The organism is bacterium, assembly GCA_023382385.1.
In the GTDB taxonomy this organism is placed as follows: domain Bacteria; phylum Electryoneota; class RPQS01; order RPQS01; family RPQS01; genus JABWCQ01.
Genome location: JAHDVH010000003.1, coordinates 260,644 through 279,395 on the forward strand (window position 1 = coordinate 260,644; position 18,752 = coordinate 279,395).

18 protein-coding genes are annotated in these 18,752 nt (G+C 53.3%); all 18 read right to left on the bottom strand.

What is annotated here, in order from left to right:
- Positions 1-22: 22 nt before the first annotated feature.
- The 18 genes from KJZ99_09330 to hprK all read right to left on the bottom strand — a co-directional run bounded on the left by KJZ99_09330 (position 23) and on the right by hprK (position 18,750).
- Positions 23-721, bottom strand: a complete 699-nt coding sequence (locus KJZ99_09330) for a uracil-DNA glycosylase (protein ID MCL4306104.1) — start codon at positions 719-721, stop codon at positions 23-25.
- A complete protein-coding gene (gene coaBC / locus KJZ99_09335; GenBank protein MCL4306105.1) occupies positions 718-2,550 on the bottom strand; it encodes a bifunctional phosphopantothenoylcysteine decarboxylase/phosphopantothenate--cysteine ligase CoaBC in 1,833 nt (610 codons plus the stop codon). Before coaBC ends, KJZ99_09330 begins: the two co-directional genes overlap by 4 nt.
- Positions 2,540-2,845, bottom strand: coding sequence for a DNA-directed RNA polymerase subunit omega (locus KJZ99_09340; GenBank protein MCL4306106.1), 306 nt, complete (start codon positions 2,843-2,845; stop codon positions 2,540-2,542). Before KJZ99_09340 ends, coaBC begins: the two co-directional genes overlap by 11 nt.
- Positions 2,846-2,906: 61 nt before the next feature.
- Positions 2,907-3,476 carry a guanylate kinase gene (gene gmk / locus KJZ99_09345; protein MCL4306107.1) on the bottom strand — a complete coding sequence of 190 codons (570 nt, stop codon included), beginning with the start codon at positions 3,474-3,476 and terminating at the stop codon, positions 2,907-2,909.
- Positions 3,469-4,347 carry a YicC family protein gene (locus tag KJZ99_09350; protein ID MCL4306108.1) on the bottom strand — a complete coding sequence of 293 codons (879 nt, stop codon included), beginning with the start codon at positions 4,345-4,347 and terminating at the stop codon, positions 3,469-3,471. Before KJZ99_09350 ends, gmk begins: the two co-directional genes overlap by 8 nt.
- Positions 4,348-4,385: 38 nt before the next feature.
- Positions 4,386-5,360, bottom strand: a complete 975-nt coding sequence (locus tag KJZ99_09355) for a hypothetical protein (protein MCL4306109.1) — start codon at positions 5,358-5,360, stop codon at positions 4,386-4,388.
- 191 nt (positions 5,361-5,551) lie between these two features.
- Positions 5,552-8,161, bottom strand: coding sequence for a DNA mismatch repair protein MutS (gene mutS / locus KJZ99_09360; protein MCL4306110.1), 2,610 nt, complete (start codon positions 8,159-8,161; stop codon positions 5,552-5,554).
- A 78-nt stretch (positions 8,162-8,239) separates the two neighbouring features.
- On the bottom strand, positions 8,240-9,139 hold the full coding sequence (locus KJZ99_09365) for an SPOR domain-containing protein (protein ID MCL4306111.1): 900 nt from the start codon (positions 9,137-9,139) through the stop codon (positions 8,240-8,242).
- A 19-nt stretch (positions 9,140-9,158) separates the two neighbouring features.
- Entirely contained in the window at positions 9,159-10,301 is a 1,143-nt protein-coding gene (locus KJZ99_09370; protein ID MCL4306112.1) for a tetratricopeptide repeat protein, read from the bottom strand.
- Positions 10,298-10,618 carry a DUF1049 domain-containing protein gene (locus KJZ99_09375; GenBank protein ID MCL4306113.1) on the bottom strand — a complete coding sequence of 107 codons (321 nt, stop codon included), beginning with the start codon at positions 10,616-10,618 and terminating at the stop codon, positions 10,298-10,300. The genes KJZ99_09370 and KJZ99_09375 overlap by 4 nt, the downstream gene beginning before the upstream one ends.
- 24 nt (positions 10,619-10,642) lie before the next feature.
- Positions 10,643-12,034, bottom strand: a complete 1,392-nt coding sequence (gene miaB / locus KJZ99_09380) for a tRNA (N6-isopentenyl adenosine(37)-C2)-methylthiotransferase MiaB (protein ID MCL4306114.1) — start codon at positions 12,032-12,034, stop codon at positions 10,643-10,645.
- Positions 12,035-12,037: 3 nt separating this feature from the next.
- Positions 12,038-12,727, bottom strand: coding sequence for a DNA/RNA nuclease SfsA (gene sfsA / locus KJZ99_09385; protein ID MCL4306115.1), 690 nt, complete (start codon positions 12,725-12,727; stop codon positions 12,038-12,040).
- Positions 12,728-12,751: 24 nt separating this feature from the next.
- Entirely contained in the window at positions 12,752-14,113 is a 1,362-nt protein-coding gene (gene hisS, locus KJZ99_09390) for a histidine--tRNA ligase (GenBank protein MCL4306116.1), read from the bottom strand.
- A gap of 155 nt (positions 14,114-14,268) precedes the next feature.
- Positions 14,269-15,993 carry an adenine deaminase gene (ade, locus tag KJZ99_09395; GenBank protein MCL4306117.1) on the bottom strand — a complete coding sequence of 575 codons (1,725 nt, stop codon included), beginning with the start codon at positions 15,991-15,993 and terminating at the stop codon, positions 14,269-14,271.
- A 16-nt stretch (positions 15,994-16,009) separates the two neighbouring features.
- Positions 16,010-16,894 carry an MCE family protein gene (locus KJZ99_09400; GenBank protein ID MCL4306118.1) on the bottom strand — a complete coding sequence of 295 codons (885 nt, stop codon included), beginning with the start codon at positions 16,892-16,894 and terminating at the stop codon, positions 16,010-16,012.
- A gap of 4 nt (positions 16,895-16,898) precedes the next feature.
- On the bottom strand, positions 16,899-17,396 hold the full coding sequence (locus KJZ99_09405; protein MCL4306119.1) for a PTS sugar transporter subunit IIB: 498 nt from the start codon (positions 17,394-17,396) through the stop codon (positions 16,899-16,901).
- A complete protein-coding gene (locus KJZ99_09410) occupies positions 17,393-17,761 on the bottom strand; it encodes a hypothetical protein (protein ID MCL4306120.1) in 369 nt (122 codons plus the stop codon). Before KJZ99_09410 ends, KJZ99_09405 begins: the two co-directional genes overlap by 4 nt.
- A 17-nt stretch (positions 17,762-17,778) precedes the next feature.
- Entirely contained in the window at positions 17,779-18,750 is a 972-nt protein-coding gene (hprK, locus tag KJZ99_09415; protein ID MCL4306121.1) for an HPr(Ser) kinase/phosphatase, read from the bottom strand.
- Positions 18,751-18,752: the final 2 nt, after the last annotated feature.

Here is an 18,752-nt window from a genome sequence, read left to right on the forward strand (position 1 = left end):
TTACTCCGGACCGGCAAAAATATTACAACTTGTCGAAGAGTTCGCGCAACATCCTGAAGTCGGCATCCCCATAAAGCTTCTGGGTCATATTGCGCAGATAGTACGCGGGGTGATAGGTCACCAGCAGTTTCATTCCCTGCCACTGCATCACACGACCTCTGAGTTCCTTCATCGGGAGGTCAGTACCAAGCAGCTCGTTTGCCGCATGCTTACCAAGACAAACGATGATATCCGGGCTTATCAGAGAAAGCTGAGTGCGCAAATACGGTCGGCAAGTGGCTTTCTCTTCGGGAAGAGGATCGCGGTTTCCCGGCGGACGGCATTTCAACGTATTGCAGATATAGACGTCCCGGCGATCAAAACCTGCCGCTGCGAGCATCTCATTCAGCAATTGACCGGCCCGCCCGACAAACGGAATGCCGGTTTGATCTTCTTCTTGACCCGGCGCTTCGCCGACGAAAACTATTCGCGCTCGCGGGTTGCCATCGCCAAACACGAACTTGGTTCGCGTATTGCCAAGTGAACAACGAGTGCAGGAGTTTATATTCTTCTCGAATTCCGCAAGAGAGTTGGGAAGAGGAACAACTGCGCCGTCAAGCACTCTCAATTGAAGCAACTCGGGTTCTACGTACTTTCTCAAACTGCTCTCTGGCAAATAGACTTCATCTTCAAAGAGCGAGAGTGTCCTGAGATACTCAATTGCGGCTCGGCCGGAACTCATGCCACAGGTTCAGTCTTGGCAGCCTTCTTCTTGGCTCTCTTTGCAGTCTTCTTCTCCACCCGTTCTGCGACTGCCGGCGTAACCTCTGCCTTCTTTTCCGCCTGAGGTTTGGAGACTTTCTTTGCGGATTTCTCTGGTGCGGCTGTTGGCACGGCCGCCTTCACCAGAGGAACTTCAACAGGCTTTGCGACTTTCTTCTTGTCACGTGGAAGTTTCTTCTTCGGCGACTTTGGCGTTTCAGCCACAACTGGTTTTGGCAAACTTACGACTGTTGATTCCGTCCTGACAGCGCTATCGGGTTGCGGCGTCATCTGCTTTGCGCCCATCGCGGCGGCTTGCCGCTCCCGACGTTCGCGTGCACGGCGGCCGCCTCTGCGCGACTTCTTTTTGCCACCCTGCGCGGGCACAGTCATGTCTGCCTTTGGCGCCACGCCGTTCAAAGGCTTGGCGGTCTCTTCAACCTGTTCTTCAAGATCAAGGCCTGCAAGATCCACAAGTCCCGGTCCGGCGGTTGGCGCAACGTATGTCAATTCTTCAGCGAGGTCGCGGTCAAGTTCGAGATCCTGCTCCGGTTCCGGCAGCGGATTTCGATAGATCTCCATGACCGCGTTCAGAATCTCGCGCGCAACCTCACGCTTGCTTTGAAGCGGCAGATCCTGCACATTGCCCGTTCGATGAATAATGAACACCTGATTTGTTTCGCCCTGAAACCCGCTCCCTTTGGCCAAGGGGTTATTGGCAACCACGATGTCGAGGTGCTTTTCACGCAGCTTGCGCAGCGCGTTCTCCAAGACGTTTTCAGTCTCCAGCGCAAATCCAACGATGATGCGGTTCCCTTTGTTCTGAGACATGCTTTTCAGGATATCTTCAGTTGGCACCAAATGCACGTCAGGATCCGGCTCGCCCTTTTTTATCTTGTTCGTCGCAGTGGAAGCAAATGTGTAATCACTCACAGCTGCCGACATCAAGAGTATGTTGCAGTGCGGAAACTCGCGTTTAACCGTTTGAGCCATTTGTGAGGCTGTCGTAATACGCAGCAATCTGACTCCGCTCGGGGGAATGACATCCGTCGGCCCACAAATGAGCGTGACTTCCGCACCGCGCTCACGGGCTTCTTCAGCGAGTGCGAAGCCCATTCGGCCGGATGCACGGTTTGTTAAAACCCGTACCGGATCCCAGCTCTCTTCGGTTCGCCCGGCAGTGACAAGCACGCGCACACCTCGGAGATCTTGGGGAGCGCTTAGCAAATGATGAACTTCAGCAAAGATCGTCGCTGGCTCAGCCAATCTGCCGACGCCCGGGTCCTCGCCCGGACGTGCCATTTCTCCAGATTCCGGAGGCACGATTCGATAGCCGTGGCGCTTCAGCGTACTGACATTTTCCTGCACTGCGGGATTGGCCCACATGCGCGGATTCATCGCTGGACAGAGAATTCGACGGCGCTCGCAAGCGAGCAGAATTGTAGTCAGAAGGTCATCGCCCAAACCATTCGCGACACGTCCCAGGTGATCGGCTGTCGCGGGCGCAACCACAACGATGTCCGCCCACGTTGAGAGTTCCGTATGCCATGGCGATTCCTGCCCCGGCCCGGGAAACATCTCGACGAAAACGGAGCGTGCGGTAATCGCCTCGAATGAAAGCGGAGCTATGAACTTGGTCGCGGCAGGTGTCATCACAACCTGCACTTTTGCTCCGGCCTGAATAAATAAACGTGCGAGTTCCACCGCTTTGTAAGCGGCAATTCCCGCCGTCACGCCCAGCAGAATCCTCCGACCGGCGAGGTCCCCACTCGGTCTCAGATCCCTCTCAGGGCGGCGGTTACTCTTCATACTTTTTCTGAATCTTTCCGTCTACCATTTCGCGCAGTGAGAGTACAACGGGCTTGTCGAACACGAGTTTCTCGCGTTCAATTTCTTCAATCTCTACAGAATCATCGCCGCTTTCGGCACGCGCTCGCGCCGCAGCCTGCTCGAGCATCTCAGTCTGACCCAGATGGCGATCAACGCGCCGTTTTTGCAGCTCTCCAATTTGGCGTGCGCGGCGCGCAATGATTAACACGGCTTCGTATACATTTTCTGCTTTGCCGACAAACGATTCGGGATGGGTGTCAAGTGAGTAAGGCATGTCTTCCTTGTTTAGTTTCCTGTTGGAGTTCCCCCCCGTTTCCGGGAATCCACCTCTTTTGCTATACCGAGGGCCAACGCGCTTCAATGCAGGTCAGCACGTCAGTAACGGCCTGTTCAACTTCCTGATTTATGACTACACAGTCAAAGCACTTTGCCTGTGCCAATTCCATTTCGGCTCGGGCGAGTCTTCGCTCGATTATGTCTGGTGCATCCGTTCCGCGCCTGACCAATCGTTCCTTGAGGACTTCCAGCGATGGTGGCTGAATGAAAATGGTCAGAGCTTGAGGGTAAAGTCGCTTGATACTTGCAGCTCCCTTGACGTCCAAGTCCAACAGCAATGTCCTACCGCTTTCAAGCGCGTGATCAACGTCAGACTTAAGCGTTCCATAGAGATTGCCGTGCACGTTCTCGTATTCCAGAAACTCACCAGCGGCAATCTTTTCTTCAAACTTCTCCCGAGACAGAAAGTGATAGTCTTCTCCGTCTCTTTCCTCGTCGCGAGGCGGCCTGGTTGTTGCACTGCAAGAGAATTCCCACTCGGGGTGCTTCTGGCGAATATGCCGGATGACAGTGGTTTTACCTCCGCCGGCAGGAGCCGCAAATACGACCAGACGACCCGTTCTATTCAAGATTCTGGACTTGCTCTCGCAACCGCTCGATTTCCTCGCGGATGCTGACCGTCAAGTGTGACACTTCGAGGCTTGACGTCTTTGAAGCGATTGTGTTAGCCTCGCGATTCATCTCCTGCAGCAGGAAGCCCAGCCGCTTACCGACTTGACCCGTTGGACTAGTAAGAGTTTTGCGAAACGCGGTTAAGTGTCCATCAAGCCGGACGCATTCTTCCGTGATGTCGAGGCGATCAGCAATGAGCGCAAGCTCAAGTTCGAGCCGATTTTCATCGTAGGATTCGTTGCTGACCAAGCGCTGGACTCGATCCTTTAGCTTCTCCAAAGTGCGAGTCGGCAATCCCTCCTGCGCCAGCTTAACCTCACTTAACGCGGCCGAAATCAAATCCAGCCTGCCAAGCATGTCCCGCATCAGTACGTCGCCTTCCTGCCGCCGCATCAGTCTAAGATTCTGAATCGCCAGTTCTGTCGCGGCCAAAGATAACTTCAAGAGTCGATCGGTGACTTCCGGCGCATCAACAGGAGTGGTAACCTCCGGGAACTGAAGCAAATGGTCGAGATGCACGGTTTCACTGATGCGAAGTTCTGCACAGAGCTCCTGCAACTGTCCGGAAATCCGCTTTGCCGCATCAATGTCGATGCGTGCAGCTGTGGGCAGTCCACTGCGATTCTCGGTCAAGGTCAGCGAGATCTTTCCGCGCTCTACGCCTTTCCTGCAGAGTTCGCGCAACTCTGCTTCAAAGATCAGCAATGTCCTCGGTGCACGGAATCCAAAGTCAAAGTATCGGTTATTGAGCGTTCTCAGTTCCGCGCCGACTGTCAGTCCGTCTTCAGTGACTTCGCCCCTGCCGAAACCGGTCATCGAGTATATCATGATCTGCGTAATGGCGAAGTGAGGTTGTCCATGGCAAGCTAAAATATCACCCCAACCGAAACGCGATGCGTCAGGCCGAGGTCTTCGTGGTCTTCCAATGCGGCATGTACGGCCAGACTGCCGAAGTGTAACCCTGCGCCAGCCGTAAATCGTTCTCCGTTCATCCCGCCCCGTAGCGCAACGGTGTTCGCAATCAAGTACTCGGCGCCGATGTGCGGCTCGATCGAGACAGGTCCTGCGTCTACGACTTCCGCTTCACCACGACTCTCAAATCGCGTCTCTGCATCAGCTGCAAGAGTGAGTTCCGCGTTCATGGCATGCAACGGAGCAGACCAACTTCCTCCAACTACGAGGCTCGGCAGAATTGACTCTGTTCGACCTGTTGACCAAGCCATCGTCGACGTAGTCACGTCTTTGATTACGGCTCCAATTTCACTGCGATCGCCAACTGTTCGGTGAACGCCAACGTCGAAGCCTAAACCGATTGCGGTCTCACTCGCCACTGTCTTGTTCAAGAGCTTGGCTGTTCCGCCGACGTCCCACCCACGGCCAAGAGTCTTTCCCCCGGAAGCCATCACCGCCCATTCATGATCTCCCGTTTGTCCATCTGCAATTACGCGATTCGCGTCGGAGAGTGGCTGGGTAGGATCTTCAAGCTTCGTGAGCGGAATATCTGTGACCCTTGAATACAGAACTGTCACGGCACCAGCCACATGATTGTGCATCGGGGTGGCGTATGCCAAGTAATCATAAGTAAAAAGGTTGTCAAACTGGGAAGCATGCATGAATTCAACTGAGCGCTTCGACAGTCCGGCAAGGCTTGCGGGATTGTAGTAACCCGCAGTTGCCGGCAATGGGGATGCAGTTGCTGCACCGCCCATAGCAAGTGCGCGTGCACCTGCCCCTAGGTCCAGAAACTCCCCAGCGTAGCGACCGATAACCCATTGCGCACAAGCGGTTTGGGTCATAACCATGAGGGCCACAACAATCCCCCAGCATCGCATGATCAGCATGCCTTGCTCCAATCGTTGCATCTTAAGTCCATCGTCAACACGCGATACACAACGATTACAAACTATCATAATCTTGCATATTGAGCGGTGAAGTACAAAGCTGTGATCAATAATACTGTGGCGGAGTTCGCCGATGGCCCTCCACTTATTTGGCCTATATTCTGTAAAAATAAGGATAAACTGATGGAGAGTCAAGAACTTTTGGACGGCTTTGCACTCTCGCGATTTTCAACTAAACTCTTAATTTCATATAATTTAGCCAGTGCATCGCGAGGAGTTAAGTCATCCAGATTGAGGCTTCGGAGGGCATCCGTTACTCTCTGAGTATCGGATTCAAATAGAGTTAGCTGGACACGGGGAGTGTTTATTGGGGGTGGTTGATTGGACTTGGCGGGGTTTTCTTCCCAGCTTGGAAGCAGTTCCCGCGCTCGCTTGACGACTTCGTCAGGCAATCCGGCCAAACGTGCGACTTCGATTCCATATGAGCGGTCAGTTTCGCCGCGTGAAATCCGATGGAGAAAAACAACGCGATCCCCCCATTCCTCAACGTCCACCCGCGCGTTAAAGATCCGAGGGAAAAACGTGGTCATCTTATTTAATTCGTGATAGTGTGTTGCAAAGAGCGTTTTGCCGGCAACTTCTGAGTGTTCATGAAGATACTCCGTGATTGCCCATGCCAATGAAAGTCCGTCATAGGTAGATGTCCCGCGGCCAACCTCGTCAAGGATCATCAGCGACTTGCGAGTAGCATGCCGCAGAATGTTTGAGACCTCTGACATTTCCACGAGAAAAGTCGACTCACCTCCGGCAAGATTGTCACCTGCTCCGATCCGCGTAAAGATGCGGTCTACTACTCCAATTTCTGCAGACTCAGCCGGAACAAACGATCCCATCTGTGCGAGCAAGACTATCAGAGCGGCTTGACGCAAGTAGGTGGACTTACCTGACATATTCGGTCCAGTGAGGATCATAATCTGCTGTTCGTCCGGATCCAGGTAGAGATCGTTGGGAATAAAACCGCTTCCTTGCGAGACCAAGTGTTCGACGACTGGGTGACGGCCTTTCGTAATACTTAGTTTCACCCCATCTCCCACTCGAGGCCGAACAAATTGACGCTCACGAGCAATCATCGCCAAACTGACAAGAACATCTAACTCTGCAAGCGCGCGTGCGATCTTTGTGAGTTCTTGAGCGCGGCTTACCAGTTCTGCGCGCAAGGATTCCCAGATTTCCTCTTCAATACCGGCGATTTTCTCGTCGGCGTGAAGAATCTTTTCTTCCCATGACTTCAGTTCAGGTGTAACATAGCGCTCGGCGCCTGTCAACGTCTGTTTGCGAATATAGTCCGCCGGTATGCGGTCCTGATGAGCGTTGGTCACTTCAATGTAGTACCCGAAGACCTTGTTGTAACCTATCTTCAGCGATGGTATACCGGTTCTATTGCGCTCCTTGACTTGATGCTCCTGCATCCAAGTCCGTGCTCGTGTTCCAATGGTTCGCAATTCGTCGAGTTCTGCGGAGTAGCCGACTCTGATGGCCTTGCCCTCACCAATCATCGCTGGCGGATCTTCAACAAGGATTGATGAGATCAGACCAGTGATTTCCTGCGGCATGCGAAGCTCGCTTTCCAAACGACACAGAGGAGATCCCGATTGTTTTGTCAAGAGCTTTAAAACAGCCGGAAGTTTCTCAAGCGTGTTTCGAATCGCCACTGCGTCGCGCGGGGACGCACGCCGAGTTGTCAGGCGGGAGAGAAGTCGTTGCAAATCCGACGTATCACGCAACTGGTCGGAGAGCTGATTGGCCAGTTGTGCATCCAGATAAAGCGTCTCTACTGAGTCCAGGCGCAGATTGATCTCAGCAATGTCCGTCAGAGGAGCGAGTAGCCACCGACGAAGAAGTCGTCCGCCAGCCGCTGTGCGTGTGCGATCTATCGCCGCAAGCAGCGTCGCATCGCGCCTGCCGCTAAGTGACTCCACCAGTTCGAGATTCCTTCGTGTGGATGCGTCGAGCACCAGCTCACGGCCGACACTAAACACTCGAAGGTCCGGAAGTAACTCCACCGGGTTCTTATGCTGAGCTCTCAAGTAGTGCAAAAGCGCACCCGCAGCTTGCACGGCAGGAGACATGTCATTCAATCCATAGCCTTTCAGATTCGCAACATTCAGGTGCGTCCGTAAAGCTCGGTCTGCTCCGTCTTCTGCAAAGTGCCAGCGCGGCACAGGCGTGATTGTGCAATCCGGTAGTTCAGTCAGCAACTCGCGCGAGCGTATCTCTTCCTCCGCTGACACGATCAACTCTGCCGGTTCCAACGCCTGCAAGCGAGCTGGAAGCTCGGACAGGGGTAAAATTCCAGCAAAGAACTCCTGCGCGGTTACATCTGCATAGGCCAGACCGCAATGCGCTTCATCCAAATACAAAGCTGCAAGATAGTTGTTTCGCTGCTCTTCTAACTGATTGACCGAAAACGTCGTTCCAGCCGACACAACTTCGGTAACACCACGCTTGACGATACCTTTAGCTTGCCTGGGGTCCTCCAACTGATCGCAGACTGCGACACGGTATCCTGCACGTGTCATTCTGCTAAGATAGTTTTCCAGCTGATGGTGCGGAAATCCCGCAAGTGGAACATCGCCTTCTTTGCCGTTGTTGCGTTTGGTCAGCGTCAACCCAAGCACTTCCGAGGCAGTTCTTGCGTCATCGTAGAAAAGCTCGTAGAAGTCACCCATGCGGTAGAACAGGATCACGTCCGGGTACTGGGACTTGATCTCAGCGTACTGTTTGAGCATGGGTGTTGACATGATATTGAAAATACTTCAGTCGTGAAACGCCGCCCCTCGGGGACGGCGCGGTAAATGAGATAGGTTTCTACTGAGGAGCTAAGGTGAAGTTACCAATACAGCAGGGCAATTGTGCTTCGCTTTGATCTGATCCCCGATTCGGCGAGCAATCTCCTTCTTTGCATACCCACCCACGCGAACTTGCAGCAAGTGATCCTTTGGCACCAGTTCAACTCTATATCCGTCTTTACGAAGTTTCTCGGCAAATTTGTTCGCGTTCTCGTGGTTGCCAAAAGCACCGACCTGGATGTACCACTCTCCTGCATCCGTTGCATCGAAATCAATTGGAGTCGTAGGCTCCGTTAGAACTTGGACATCTGGAGTGACTTCCTGCTGCTGCAGAGCTGCCGGCACGTCTGTTTCGGCGTTCGGCTTGGTCAGCTTCTTCTCGTCCTTCAGACCAGCTGCCTGCAGCTCGTTCACTGATTCCGCGGCTTTCGCATTGTAGTCAAGCGTAAAACCTGATTCTGTTGCCTCGCGTGACTTCGCTTCTAAGGAGTCGGGCTGTTCAGAATGCTGCTCCTCGCGGGCCTGACGCGAGGGATCCAGCCTTTCCACGTTTGACCTTGTGGATTTCGCAATCAGCGGCCTCTCGACCTCATACGCAGAGGGTGAAAAGTTCTCCGGTCCACCGGTCGACTTCCCGGGCGCAGCTTCCAACACGAGCGCCGAAATGTCGATTCCCATGCTTGCGGCTTGCAACAATCTTTCCTGTGCAAACTCGTCGCAGTCGGTACCGGGGAATCGTGCAGAAATCTCTCGATAGATAAAACACGCCTCAATTGCATTAGGCTCACGAAGAGCGTCAAGCAGAAGCTGGTACCGCTCTGGAGCGCCGGACTCTGCGATGATCTGTTGCGCCTCCAGTATGCGGCCCTCACGAAGCAAGTCAACTGGCGACTTTTTCACCGACTGGGCCAGACATGCCGAAGACAGCATGAGCATTGTCAAACAAAGTCTAAACATTGTACGTGTCAACTTTGTGACATTGAGGACACAACCAAATCGGCTCGCGGGAGACATGGCCGCAACTCGAACAGGAATACTCGTAATTCTCCTTCATCACACGCGAAAGCACGTCGCGCGACATGTTCAGTACTCCGTCCACATCATGCACGTCATGATAAAGGCGAATCAAGCGGCGTCGCAGCCAAAGGCTGTCGGGATTCTGCTCCAGCCCATCGCGAAGAACGGTAATCGCTCCACCAGCATCACCTTTCTTGCGCAAAAAGCGCGAAAGAGCCGCGTAAGCATGGACGTTTTGCGGGTAGCTTTGAATCACGCTGCGGTATATCTGCTCGATTTCCGAGAATCTACCCAGGTCGAATAGCTGCGATTCCAGTCGCTCGAACGCCACATAGCTCTGTGCGGGATTCACGTCAATCAATCGACGCCAAATCTTGACGGCATCTTCTATGCGCCCCTCACGAACATAAGAATCGCCCCAGTAGAGATACGGCGCAACCAGCATAGCATCATGCTTAATCGCTTGACGAAATTGGATGCGGCCGTCACGTTCTTTGCCGCCTGAGCAGATTCGCTGGCCTTCGAGAGTCTTGAGAATCGCGAGCCTTCTTGCCGCAGACGATGTACTGAGACCATTGAGCTTTTCGGCGGTCTCATAAGCTTGTTGCCATTGGCCCTGAGATGCAAGCAATTCGCTTTTGTTCTGCAGAGCCCAAGCATCCTTCTTCGAAACACCCAACATCTGATTCACGCACTCAAGAGCGCGTCCGGTATCACCGGCACGAAGATAGTCATCCGTCAGAGCCCGATAGACATCGAGCTTCTGGCGGTCCGAGATATCACCGCGCAACGTCAAGGACCGATGAATCTTTATTGCGCGGGCAAGATCTCCGGATTGAGCGTAGAGTGCTCCAAGCCTCAGGTACGCATCAATATTTTCTGTGTCAGACGTTACGGTTTCGCGCAACTTTTGTATTGCGCGAGCGGTATCGCCGTCCAGCACAGCTTTCAATCCCTCCGCGTAAGGCGTAGTCTGGGAGACGCTGCGACGGACTTTCCAGTCTTTGAAGTAAGTCGCAGCACCAATTCCACCGGCGACCAACAGAAGTAAAAAGAGAAACTCAAAGAAGCTCATGACGGATTGACTCCTGTGCCGGAAGTGTCTTCTTCAAGCGCGAAATTCCGCAGGCGCTCAAGCTCGTTTTGCAGCGCTTGATTTCGTCGCTTTTGCGCAGATATCTCACTTCGTAAGCGCAATTGATTTACAATGGCCACAAGCATGCTGGCCGCGTATCCCACTAATGCGGCCAGAAAGAGCATGAAGGAAAGCGGCAGATCCGGCGATTTCCATCCTATCAGCTCAATATGCACCTTGGGATCGGCATTCTGAGATAGAAAACCGACCAAGAAGAATACTACAATCAGAATTATCAGCCAGCGAAGAATCCACATGGCAATATCTCCATTTGTTGCGCGTCAGGACAGGCGCGCGCCGTGGAAGGTAAAACCCGACAATGCTTCCAATCGCACCTGCACAAGGTCCCCGACGCTCTCGCCATTCATTGAAAGAACTACGGGTCGAAAATCGGGTGTGCGGCCCGCCCACATGTTCTTATCCTTTGGCGCAGTGCCCTCTATCAATACGCTTGTCTGTTTTCCAAGTTGCGCCTCGTTACGCTCACGCGCGATAGACTGCTGCAGAGTGATCAGACTCTCGAGGCGCTCTATCTTAACATTCTCTGAAACATCATCCTTCAAGCGCGAGGCCGCCTTGGTGAGGGGACGTTCCGAGTATTTAAACATGAAGGCCGTATCGTAGCGCACTTCTTGCATCAGTCTAAACGTATCCAGGAACTCGTCGTCGGACTCTGTGGGAAATCCTACTATTACATCCGTTGAAAGCGCGAGATCAGGAATAATCTTTCGTGCCAGCTCAATGATCTCAAGATACCGCTCTCGAGTGTAAGGGCGGTTCATTTCCTTCAACACGCGATTATTCCCTGATTGCACAGGCAGATGCAAATAAGGGCAAATCTTCTCGTGGTCTCCCATGGTACGTAACAATTTCTCGGAAATATCCGAAGGATGCGACGTCATGTAACGCACACGGGAGATACCAGAAATGCCGGCTACTGCAAGGAGGCAGTCCGCAAAATCGCGGCCTTCCCAGCGATAGGAGTCCACGTTTTGACCCAACAGCATGACATCACGAACGCCCTGTTCGACCAAATGTTCGACTTCACGCAGAATGCTGGGCAGAGGGCGGCTGCGTTCGCGTCCACGAGTTCGAGGCACCACACAGAAGCTGCAGAATTTGTCGCAACCTCTGATGATCGTCACGAAGGCTGTCACTCCACCATGATGCCGCGGTAACACATCATCGTAAAGTTCTTCGCGCAGCAACGTGGTTTCCAGCAAGCCTGGAGTTCCGGGCGGGGAGATGAAACGCTCTTCAAGCAGAATCGGTAACCGGCGATATGAGTCCGGGCCGACCACCATGTCCACGTAGGGATGCGACTCCAACACCTCTTTCCGCTTGGCTTGCGCGACACATCCAAGTATCCCTATGACCATTGAAGGATTCTGCTTCTTGAGCGACGAGAGATTTGCAAGCTGTCCCAACGCCCTTACTTCAGCGGTTTCGCGTATCATGCACGTGTTCACGAGCACCACATCGGCCGAATCAGGCGAATCGCAAAAACGATAGCCGGCCTCGCCAAGCATGCTTTCAATCGTCTGCGAGTCCGAAACGTTCATCTGACAGCCGTACGTCTGAATGAAGATGCGCGGGCCATTGCCGTTTACTCCGGCCAACGGGGCTCGTGCCGTCTCGGGCAGGTTGTGGGAAAGCGTAACTAACTCGTGCACGGTTTACAAATCAATTGTGATGGGTTTGTTTAATCTAATTTCCGACTCAGACACGAAAGCTTGCATTGCGAGGAGCTTCACTCCTGTTTGATAAGCATCTCGCAGTGTTGTCCCGTATACCGGATCAATTTCGTCAGCAGGTGAGAATTTTCGCGCGAGGTGGTGCTGTACAACGTAGAGCATGTAGGCTTCGCGGCCCGACAAGACAAACTCCATGAGTTCATGCAGGTGTCGCGTTCCGCGCTCGGTCACGCTGTCGGGAAACTGAGCAATTCCATCTTCGACCAAAGTCACGTTCTTGACTTCAAGCAGCGCGTCCTCGTCGCCCAACATGAAGTCGATCCGAGATCCGCTTGGTAACTTATGTTCGCGGCGGAATCTGGTGAACTTTGAGAGTTCCGGAATTGCACCCTGCTCGAGTGCTTCCGCCGTTATCACATTCGGCACCTGCGTATTGATGCCTACCCATGATCCGGCAATTTCAACCAACTCCCAAGTGTAGGGAATCTTGCGCGTCGGAGAATCCGAATAACTGATCAGGACGGGTGCACCGGCGATACACAGACCCTTCATGCTGCCCGTGTTCGGTGTCACTGCCGTTATCACGCCGCCTTCATCAAGCAAGATGTCAGCCAGGAACCGTTTGTAACGCCTGACCAGTTGTCCCCGCAAAAGTGGTTTTGGCAGCAACATCGCGTGATGGAGCGAGGCAATTCCTCAGGATCCACCTTCAGTCGTGAGTCCCAGCTGCCGGCAAAGCGTGGATGCAAGTCGGTCCGCTGGAAGTGTCACCTGTTGCTGCGTTCGCAAGTTCTTGAGTGAAATTTCACCACGCGCACGCTCGTCAGGACCGGCAATAACGACAAACGGGATTCTCTGCTGATCAGCGTATGAGAATTGTTTCTTCATGCGGTCATCGTCATACCAGATCTCTACGCGTAGTCCTGCACGCCTAAGCTCCGCCGCAAGCTCAAGATAGTTCGCAACGCCCGCATCATCAAATCTCGCAATCAAGACCTGTGTTTCCGATGGTTCCGACGCAAATTTCTCAAGTTGAGTCAGCGCAGTTTGAATGCGATCCAAACCGATCGTTGTTCCGGTTGCCGGTACATTTGCTTTTGAGAATGTTGAAACCAAGCCGTCATACCGACCTCCGCCCGACAATGAACCAAGGTGCGGAAGCGCGGGCAAAACGGTTTCAAAGATCGGTCCGGTGTAGTAGTCAAGACCGCGAGCAAGCGTCGTGTCGAAGGACAGCCTGCCTTCGGATACTCCTAATTCGTGTGCGGCTTGAAACACCGTTTCAATTTCAGAGAGTCCCGCTTGTGCCGCCTCATCCCTCGAAATCATGTTGCGAGCAGACGAGAAGTCGGGAGATGTTCCTCCTGAAGCCATAAGTTCAGTAACTCGCTTACGGGCGTCTGCGGCGGGAATGCCATGTCTTGAGAACTCTTCCTCCACTCCGTCCCAACCTATCTTGTCCAGTTTGTCGAGACATCGGCAGAAGTCGAAGAAGTGTGATTGGTCGCCAGTGATCAAGTGCGAAAGGCCAGCAAGGAACTTGCGGGATGAGAGCCGAATTCGGAAATCCTCAAATCCAATCGACGCAAGGACCTCGTGTGTCAGTGCGAGTATTTCCGCGTCTGCGAGTGGTGATTCCGTTCCAAGAATGTCGGCATCACACTGCACAAACTCACGATATCTACCCTGCCGCGGCTGAGGCCGGTCTGCTCTCCACACCGGCTGAATCTGATAGCGTTTGAATGGCCGAGGCAGTTCCGCATACTGTGCGACCACGCGAGCCAAAGGAACCGTTAAGTCATACCGCAATGCTATCGCACTTTCTACAGAGTCCTCTGCGTCGCCACGCGCCCGCCGAATCTCGTAGATCAGTTTGTCATTTTCTTCCGACTTTCCGGTCAGTATTTCGAGATATTCGATTGCCGGCGTTTCCAGAGGCTGAAAGCCGTATCGCCGGTATGCCTCTTCAATCACGGCCAACAAGCGCCGTCTGGGAATCAGTTCAGAAGGCAAGAAATCGCGAGTACCGCGAAAAGTGCGAGGCTCGATTCTACTCAAATTGTAAGCTACTGTTTAGTATAAATAAAAAGCCCCGCAAGCAGGGCTGACGTGGAGCACATTGCCTCCCACGGTTTAGGTCCACCCAGCTTACCTATCCAGTCAATATCTGAGTTTTGAGCCGAAAAATCAAGGGTATAGCTCTTACTGCAGGGCTAATTGTCCGGAACCGCAAGGTCGATCACGGAGAACTTCTCGACGTCGACCAGCCCATGATCTGTTAACTTCAGGCTTGGGATCACGGGGAGAGCGAGAAAGGAAAGCGCCATAAACGGTGAAGAGAGTTTGGAACCCAGTTCTCGTGCCGCATGATGCAACGCTTCAATCTCGGGTGTCACCTCTCTGGCGGACTTATTTGTCATTAAACCTGCGACGGGCAGGGACACCGAAGCGGTTACTTTCCCATCTCGAACCACCACCCAGCCGCCCTGAATCTCGGCAAGTCTTTGCGCCGCTATGAGCATGTCTTGATCATCCATGCCCACACAAATGATGTTATGAGAGTCATGACCAACGGTGGACGCGAGCGCACCGTCCTCCAACCCGAATCCGCGAACAAATCCCTTTCCCACATTGCCATTCTTGCCGTGCCGTTCAATCACAACAAGTTTTGCGATATCTTGCGTGGAATCTGCGTGCAATACTCCGTTACGGACGGGGAGACTGGCAGTCGAGCGGCCGGTCACAATCTGGTCAGGGATCACGTCAATGACGTTTACTTGCTTTGTCGACGCATTGACTACAAAACTCTCGGTGGAAAGTGGCGGGAGGGTTACCGTTTCGGATACCGCTGAGACATCACTTTTTTTGATTGGAACGAGCAATTCGCCTTCACGAGCCACTTCGATACCTCGTCGGAAGACGCGCAGGGGGCGAAATTCCTTCAGGTCTTCAAGCACGACCAAATCCGCATGGCGTCCCGGCAAAACCGCCCCGGTGTGTCTGACCCCAAATATCTGTGCAGTGTGAGTGCTCGTCATGGCAACAGCAAGAATAGGATCTAACCCGAGTGATACCGCCTTTCGCAGTGTTGCATTCATATGTCCTTCAATAAGCAGTTCGTCTGCATGCCGATCATCAGACACAAATGCGAAGCGATGAGCATTTTCCGGTCTAACCAGCGGCAGAAGGTTTCTCATGTTCTTCGCGGTTGATCCTTCACGAATGAAAACCGCCATGCCGCGGCGGAGCTTCTCCTGTGCTTCCAGAAGCTGCGTGCTCTCATGATCCGTGGCAATACCTGCGGCAGCGTACGCATTCAACCACTTGCCGCTGACACCAGGAGCATGTCCATCGACCGGTCTGCCGTTTGCCAAATCTACTTTGCGGAGCACAGACTCATCGCCCAGAATCACGCCGGGGAAATTCATGACTTCCGCGATGCCGAGAACTCGGGGATGAGTCAGAAATGTCTGCATGTCCTTCCACTCAAGAACTGCGCCGGCTGTTTCCATGTGTGTCGCGGGAACACAAGACGGAATCATGACCCAAACGTCCAGAGGGAGATTCTCTGAACTGTCCAGCATGAACTGAATGCCGCGAACGCCAAGCACGTTTGCAATCTCGTGCGGGTCGCAGAACACACCACCAGTGCCGAACGGAACGACCGTACGGGCAAACTCCGGCGGTGTCATCAATGTTGACTCGATATGAATATGCCCGTCTAAGAATGCGGGTGCAAGATAACGACCTTTAAGGTCAATCGTCTCGCGTGCTTCGTAGTCACCGATTCCAGCAATCCGGCCTTCGAATACTGCAACGCCCGCCTCTTCAATCTCATAGGAAATCGTATTGATCAGGCGGGCGTCTTTCAAGAGCAGGTCGGCGGGTCGGTCGCCTCGGGCGACCTCGAGCAGACGTTGCTTGGAGGAAACATCCACTATGTGGTTCCCATGTTTAGAAAATCACAATCTTCTGGCGCATACCCTTGGTTCGAAGATGATGCGACAGAGAGTCCACCTCAATCAAAGTTTCATTCAAACGATTATATAGCTCATCGTCGGTGAGTAATTTGCCCATTGTGCCTTCGCCTGAGTTGATTCTGGCCATAAGCAACCGCATTTGGTCGGCCGCCGCCGTCAGCGAGGTCATAGCAGAATCTACTCCGGCCAGCGTGCCGTCAGACTTGTCGTTGAGTTTCTCAGTCAGTTCGCGTGCCGAGGCCATCGCAGCCCGCAAGTCTGATAACGATGCCTCGAGAGTACGGCGATTGGTTTGCAGCATTTCATTGCTTTGCTCCGCAACTCCTGCCGCATTGCGCATCAGTCGATTGAGATTGCTTTGATTGGACGTATCTCCGAGCACGGTATGAACATCTAACAGGACAGAGTCCAGGTGGCCTAACGTGGTTTCCAAACGGTCGGTGAACTCCTGGAATTTCCCCATAACAGCCCCCACACCCTGCGGTTCAGTACCGCGCAGAGGTTGAGAAATATCTGCAAGGGGAAGTTCGCTACCGGTGTAGATCGAAAGAACTTGTCCTGCCATTACCGTAGGAGATTCGATGGTGGCGACATAGTCTGAGTATAGCTTTACGTCTTCATCAATGCTCGCTGTAACCCTGACGAATCCGTCAAAGAACTGAATGCGGTTCACTCGGCCTTTTACCACACCGTTGGCAAGCGTGTTTGCGCCGTTCTCAAGACCACCTGTCGTCTTAAAGATTATCGTCACTGTATAGCGCTTGGCATTCAAGCGGTAGCCCTTACCCCAAATGATCCCGCCGATCAGAATGACCAGCGATGCCAACACCGCCGCACCGACTTTGATTTCCTGTTTCATTTACTTATCCGCGATAGGCCACCGGTTTGGTGGCGGGAAGGTCTTGACATGAGATGCGAACACCCCGTCGGAGCATTTCATCGAGTGCCATGCGATCCCAATTAGATAGATAGACATAGGGGACAAGCTCTTCAGAACCCTCGCGGAAATGCAATCCGCCGAGGTGCAGTTTTTTTAAACCTACGCCCTTGTGAATCAGCTTGAGCGCGTCGCCAGGGCTTTCCAGTACAAGCATGGACTTCGTTGCGGCATAATTGCCGTTGGTCAATCCGGCTACGGCGTCATCCATGGAGACAATTTCCACGCGAACATCGTCAGGAACCCCCGCTTTGAGTGCTGCGGAAAGCCCCCGATCAGCTACGACCCGATCATTTGCAAGGACTAGATGCTCCAATCCCAACGCATGCGCCCAACCCACGACCACCTGGCCATGAAGCAACCGGTCATCAATTCGAATGATGGGGAAGTCGCTTTTCTTGCGACCCCAGGGAAGTGAAATCATGCAGGGAGGCGAGACTGAATACCGCGCATCGCATCACGCTCGATGGTTTCGGCAAGTTCAGAGAGTGGAAGTTTGTCCCGTTTCGTGAAGAAGGACAGTAACATGGGCAAGTTCACCCCAGATACAATTGAGGCTTTCCCCGGCAGGTGAACAAGCCCGCAACACGCCATGAACGGCGATCCGCCGCAAAGGTCTACCATGATGATCGTCGGCTCGCTGGTGAGCAAGTCTCGGACGCGGGATTGGATCTGGTCGAGGGACAACCCGGAGTTTGAAAGCACGTCAACACCTTCCTGAGGTCCCAGGACTGAAACCGCGGCATCGTACAAAGACTGGCCGAGCGAACCATGGGTGACTAGAATCACGTGCGTCATATCAAGGGTTACTCGAAGTCTTTCTCAAGGTAAGACTGCAATCTCGATTTGTTGTCCATGACTTCCGTCAAAGTCCTGCTGAATTCGCGTGCAGGGTGGAACCCATAGACCTTCAAATGCAGGTTCAAAGCAATAGCCTCGGCAATCACCGTGATATTCTTGCCGGGATAGATTGGAAGCACGACGTGGGGGATTTTGACACCGAGATACTCTTTGAAATTCTCGTCCAACCCCGTCCGCTCATAGTCCATGTCCGCGCGCCACTCGACCAACTCGACCTCAGTCTCAACGCGCTTCTGCTGGCGAACTGCACGAACTCCAAACATGGCGGCCACATCAATAATCCCAACGCCGCGAATTTCCATGTAGTGTTTTAGAAACTCGCGGCCGTGTCCCATCAGAACATTTTCCGCAGTGCGGGTTAAAGAGACAATGTCGTCCGATACCAGTCGATGTCCGCGTTCAACCAGATCCAAAGCTACTTCTGATTTGCCGATACCGCTGCGCCCCGTGAAAATCAGCCCTGTTCCGTAGACGTCCACCAATGACGCATGAATCGTCGTAGACGGAGCAAACTTCTGATCCAGATAGTCGGAAAGCAGGTGCGTAGTCTCGGTCGTTGTCAACGGCGACGAGAATACTGCGACACCTGCTTTGTCCGCCGCCTCGCCCAATTCCGGGAGCATCGGATTATCGTTCGTGATGATCAGGCAAGGAATCTCGAATTCGAAGAATCTTGAGAGAGATTTCTTACGATCAAGCGTCGACAGTGACTCGAGGAACTTCACCTCGGTGTTTCCCAGAACCTGAATCCGGTCGTACGTAAAGAGCTCTATGAACCCAGCCAATGCGAGCCCGGGCCGGTGGATTTCCTTCTGTGTGATTTCGCGCGTCAATCCCCGCGGGCTGTTGCGGAGCTTAAGATTCAGTCGGTCCTGGTTTTCTTGATAAAACGCGCTGACCTGCAGTCGCTCGGCCATAC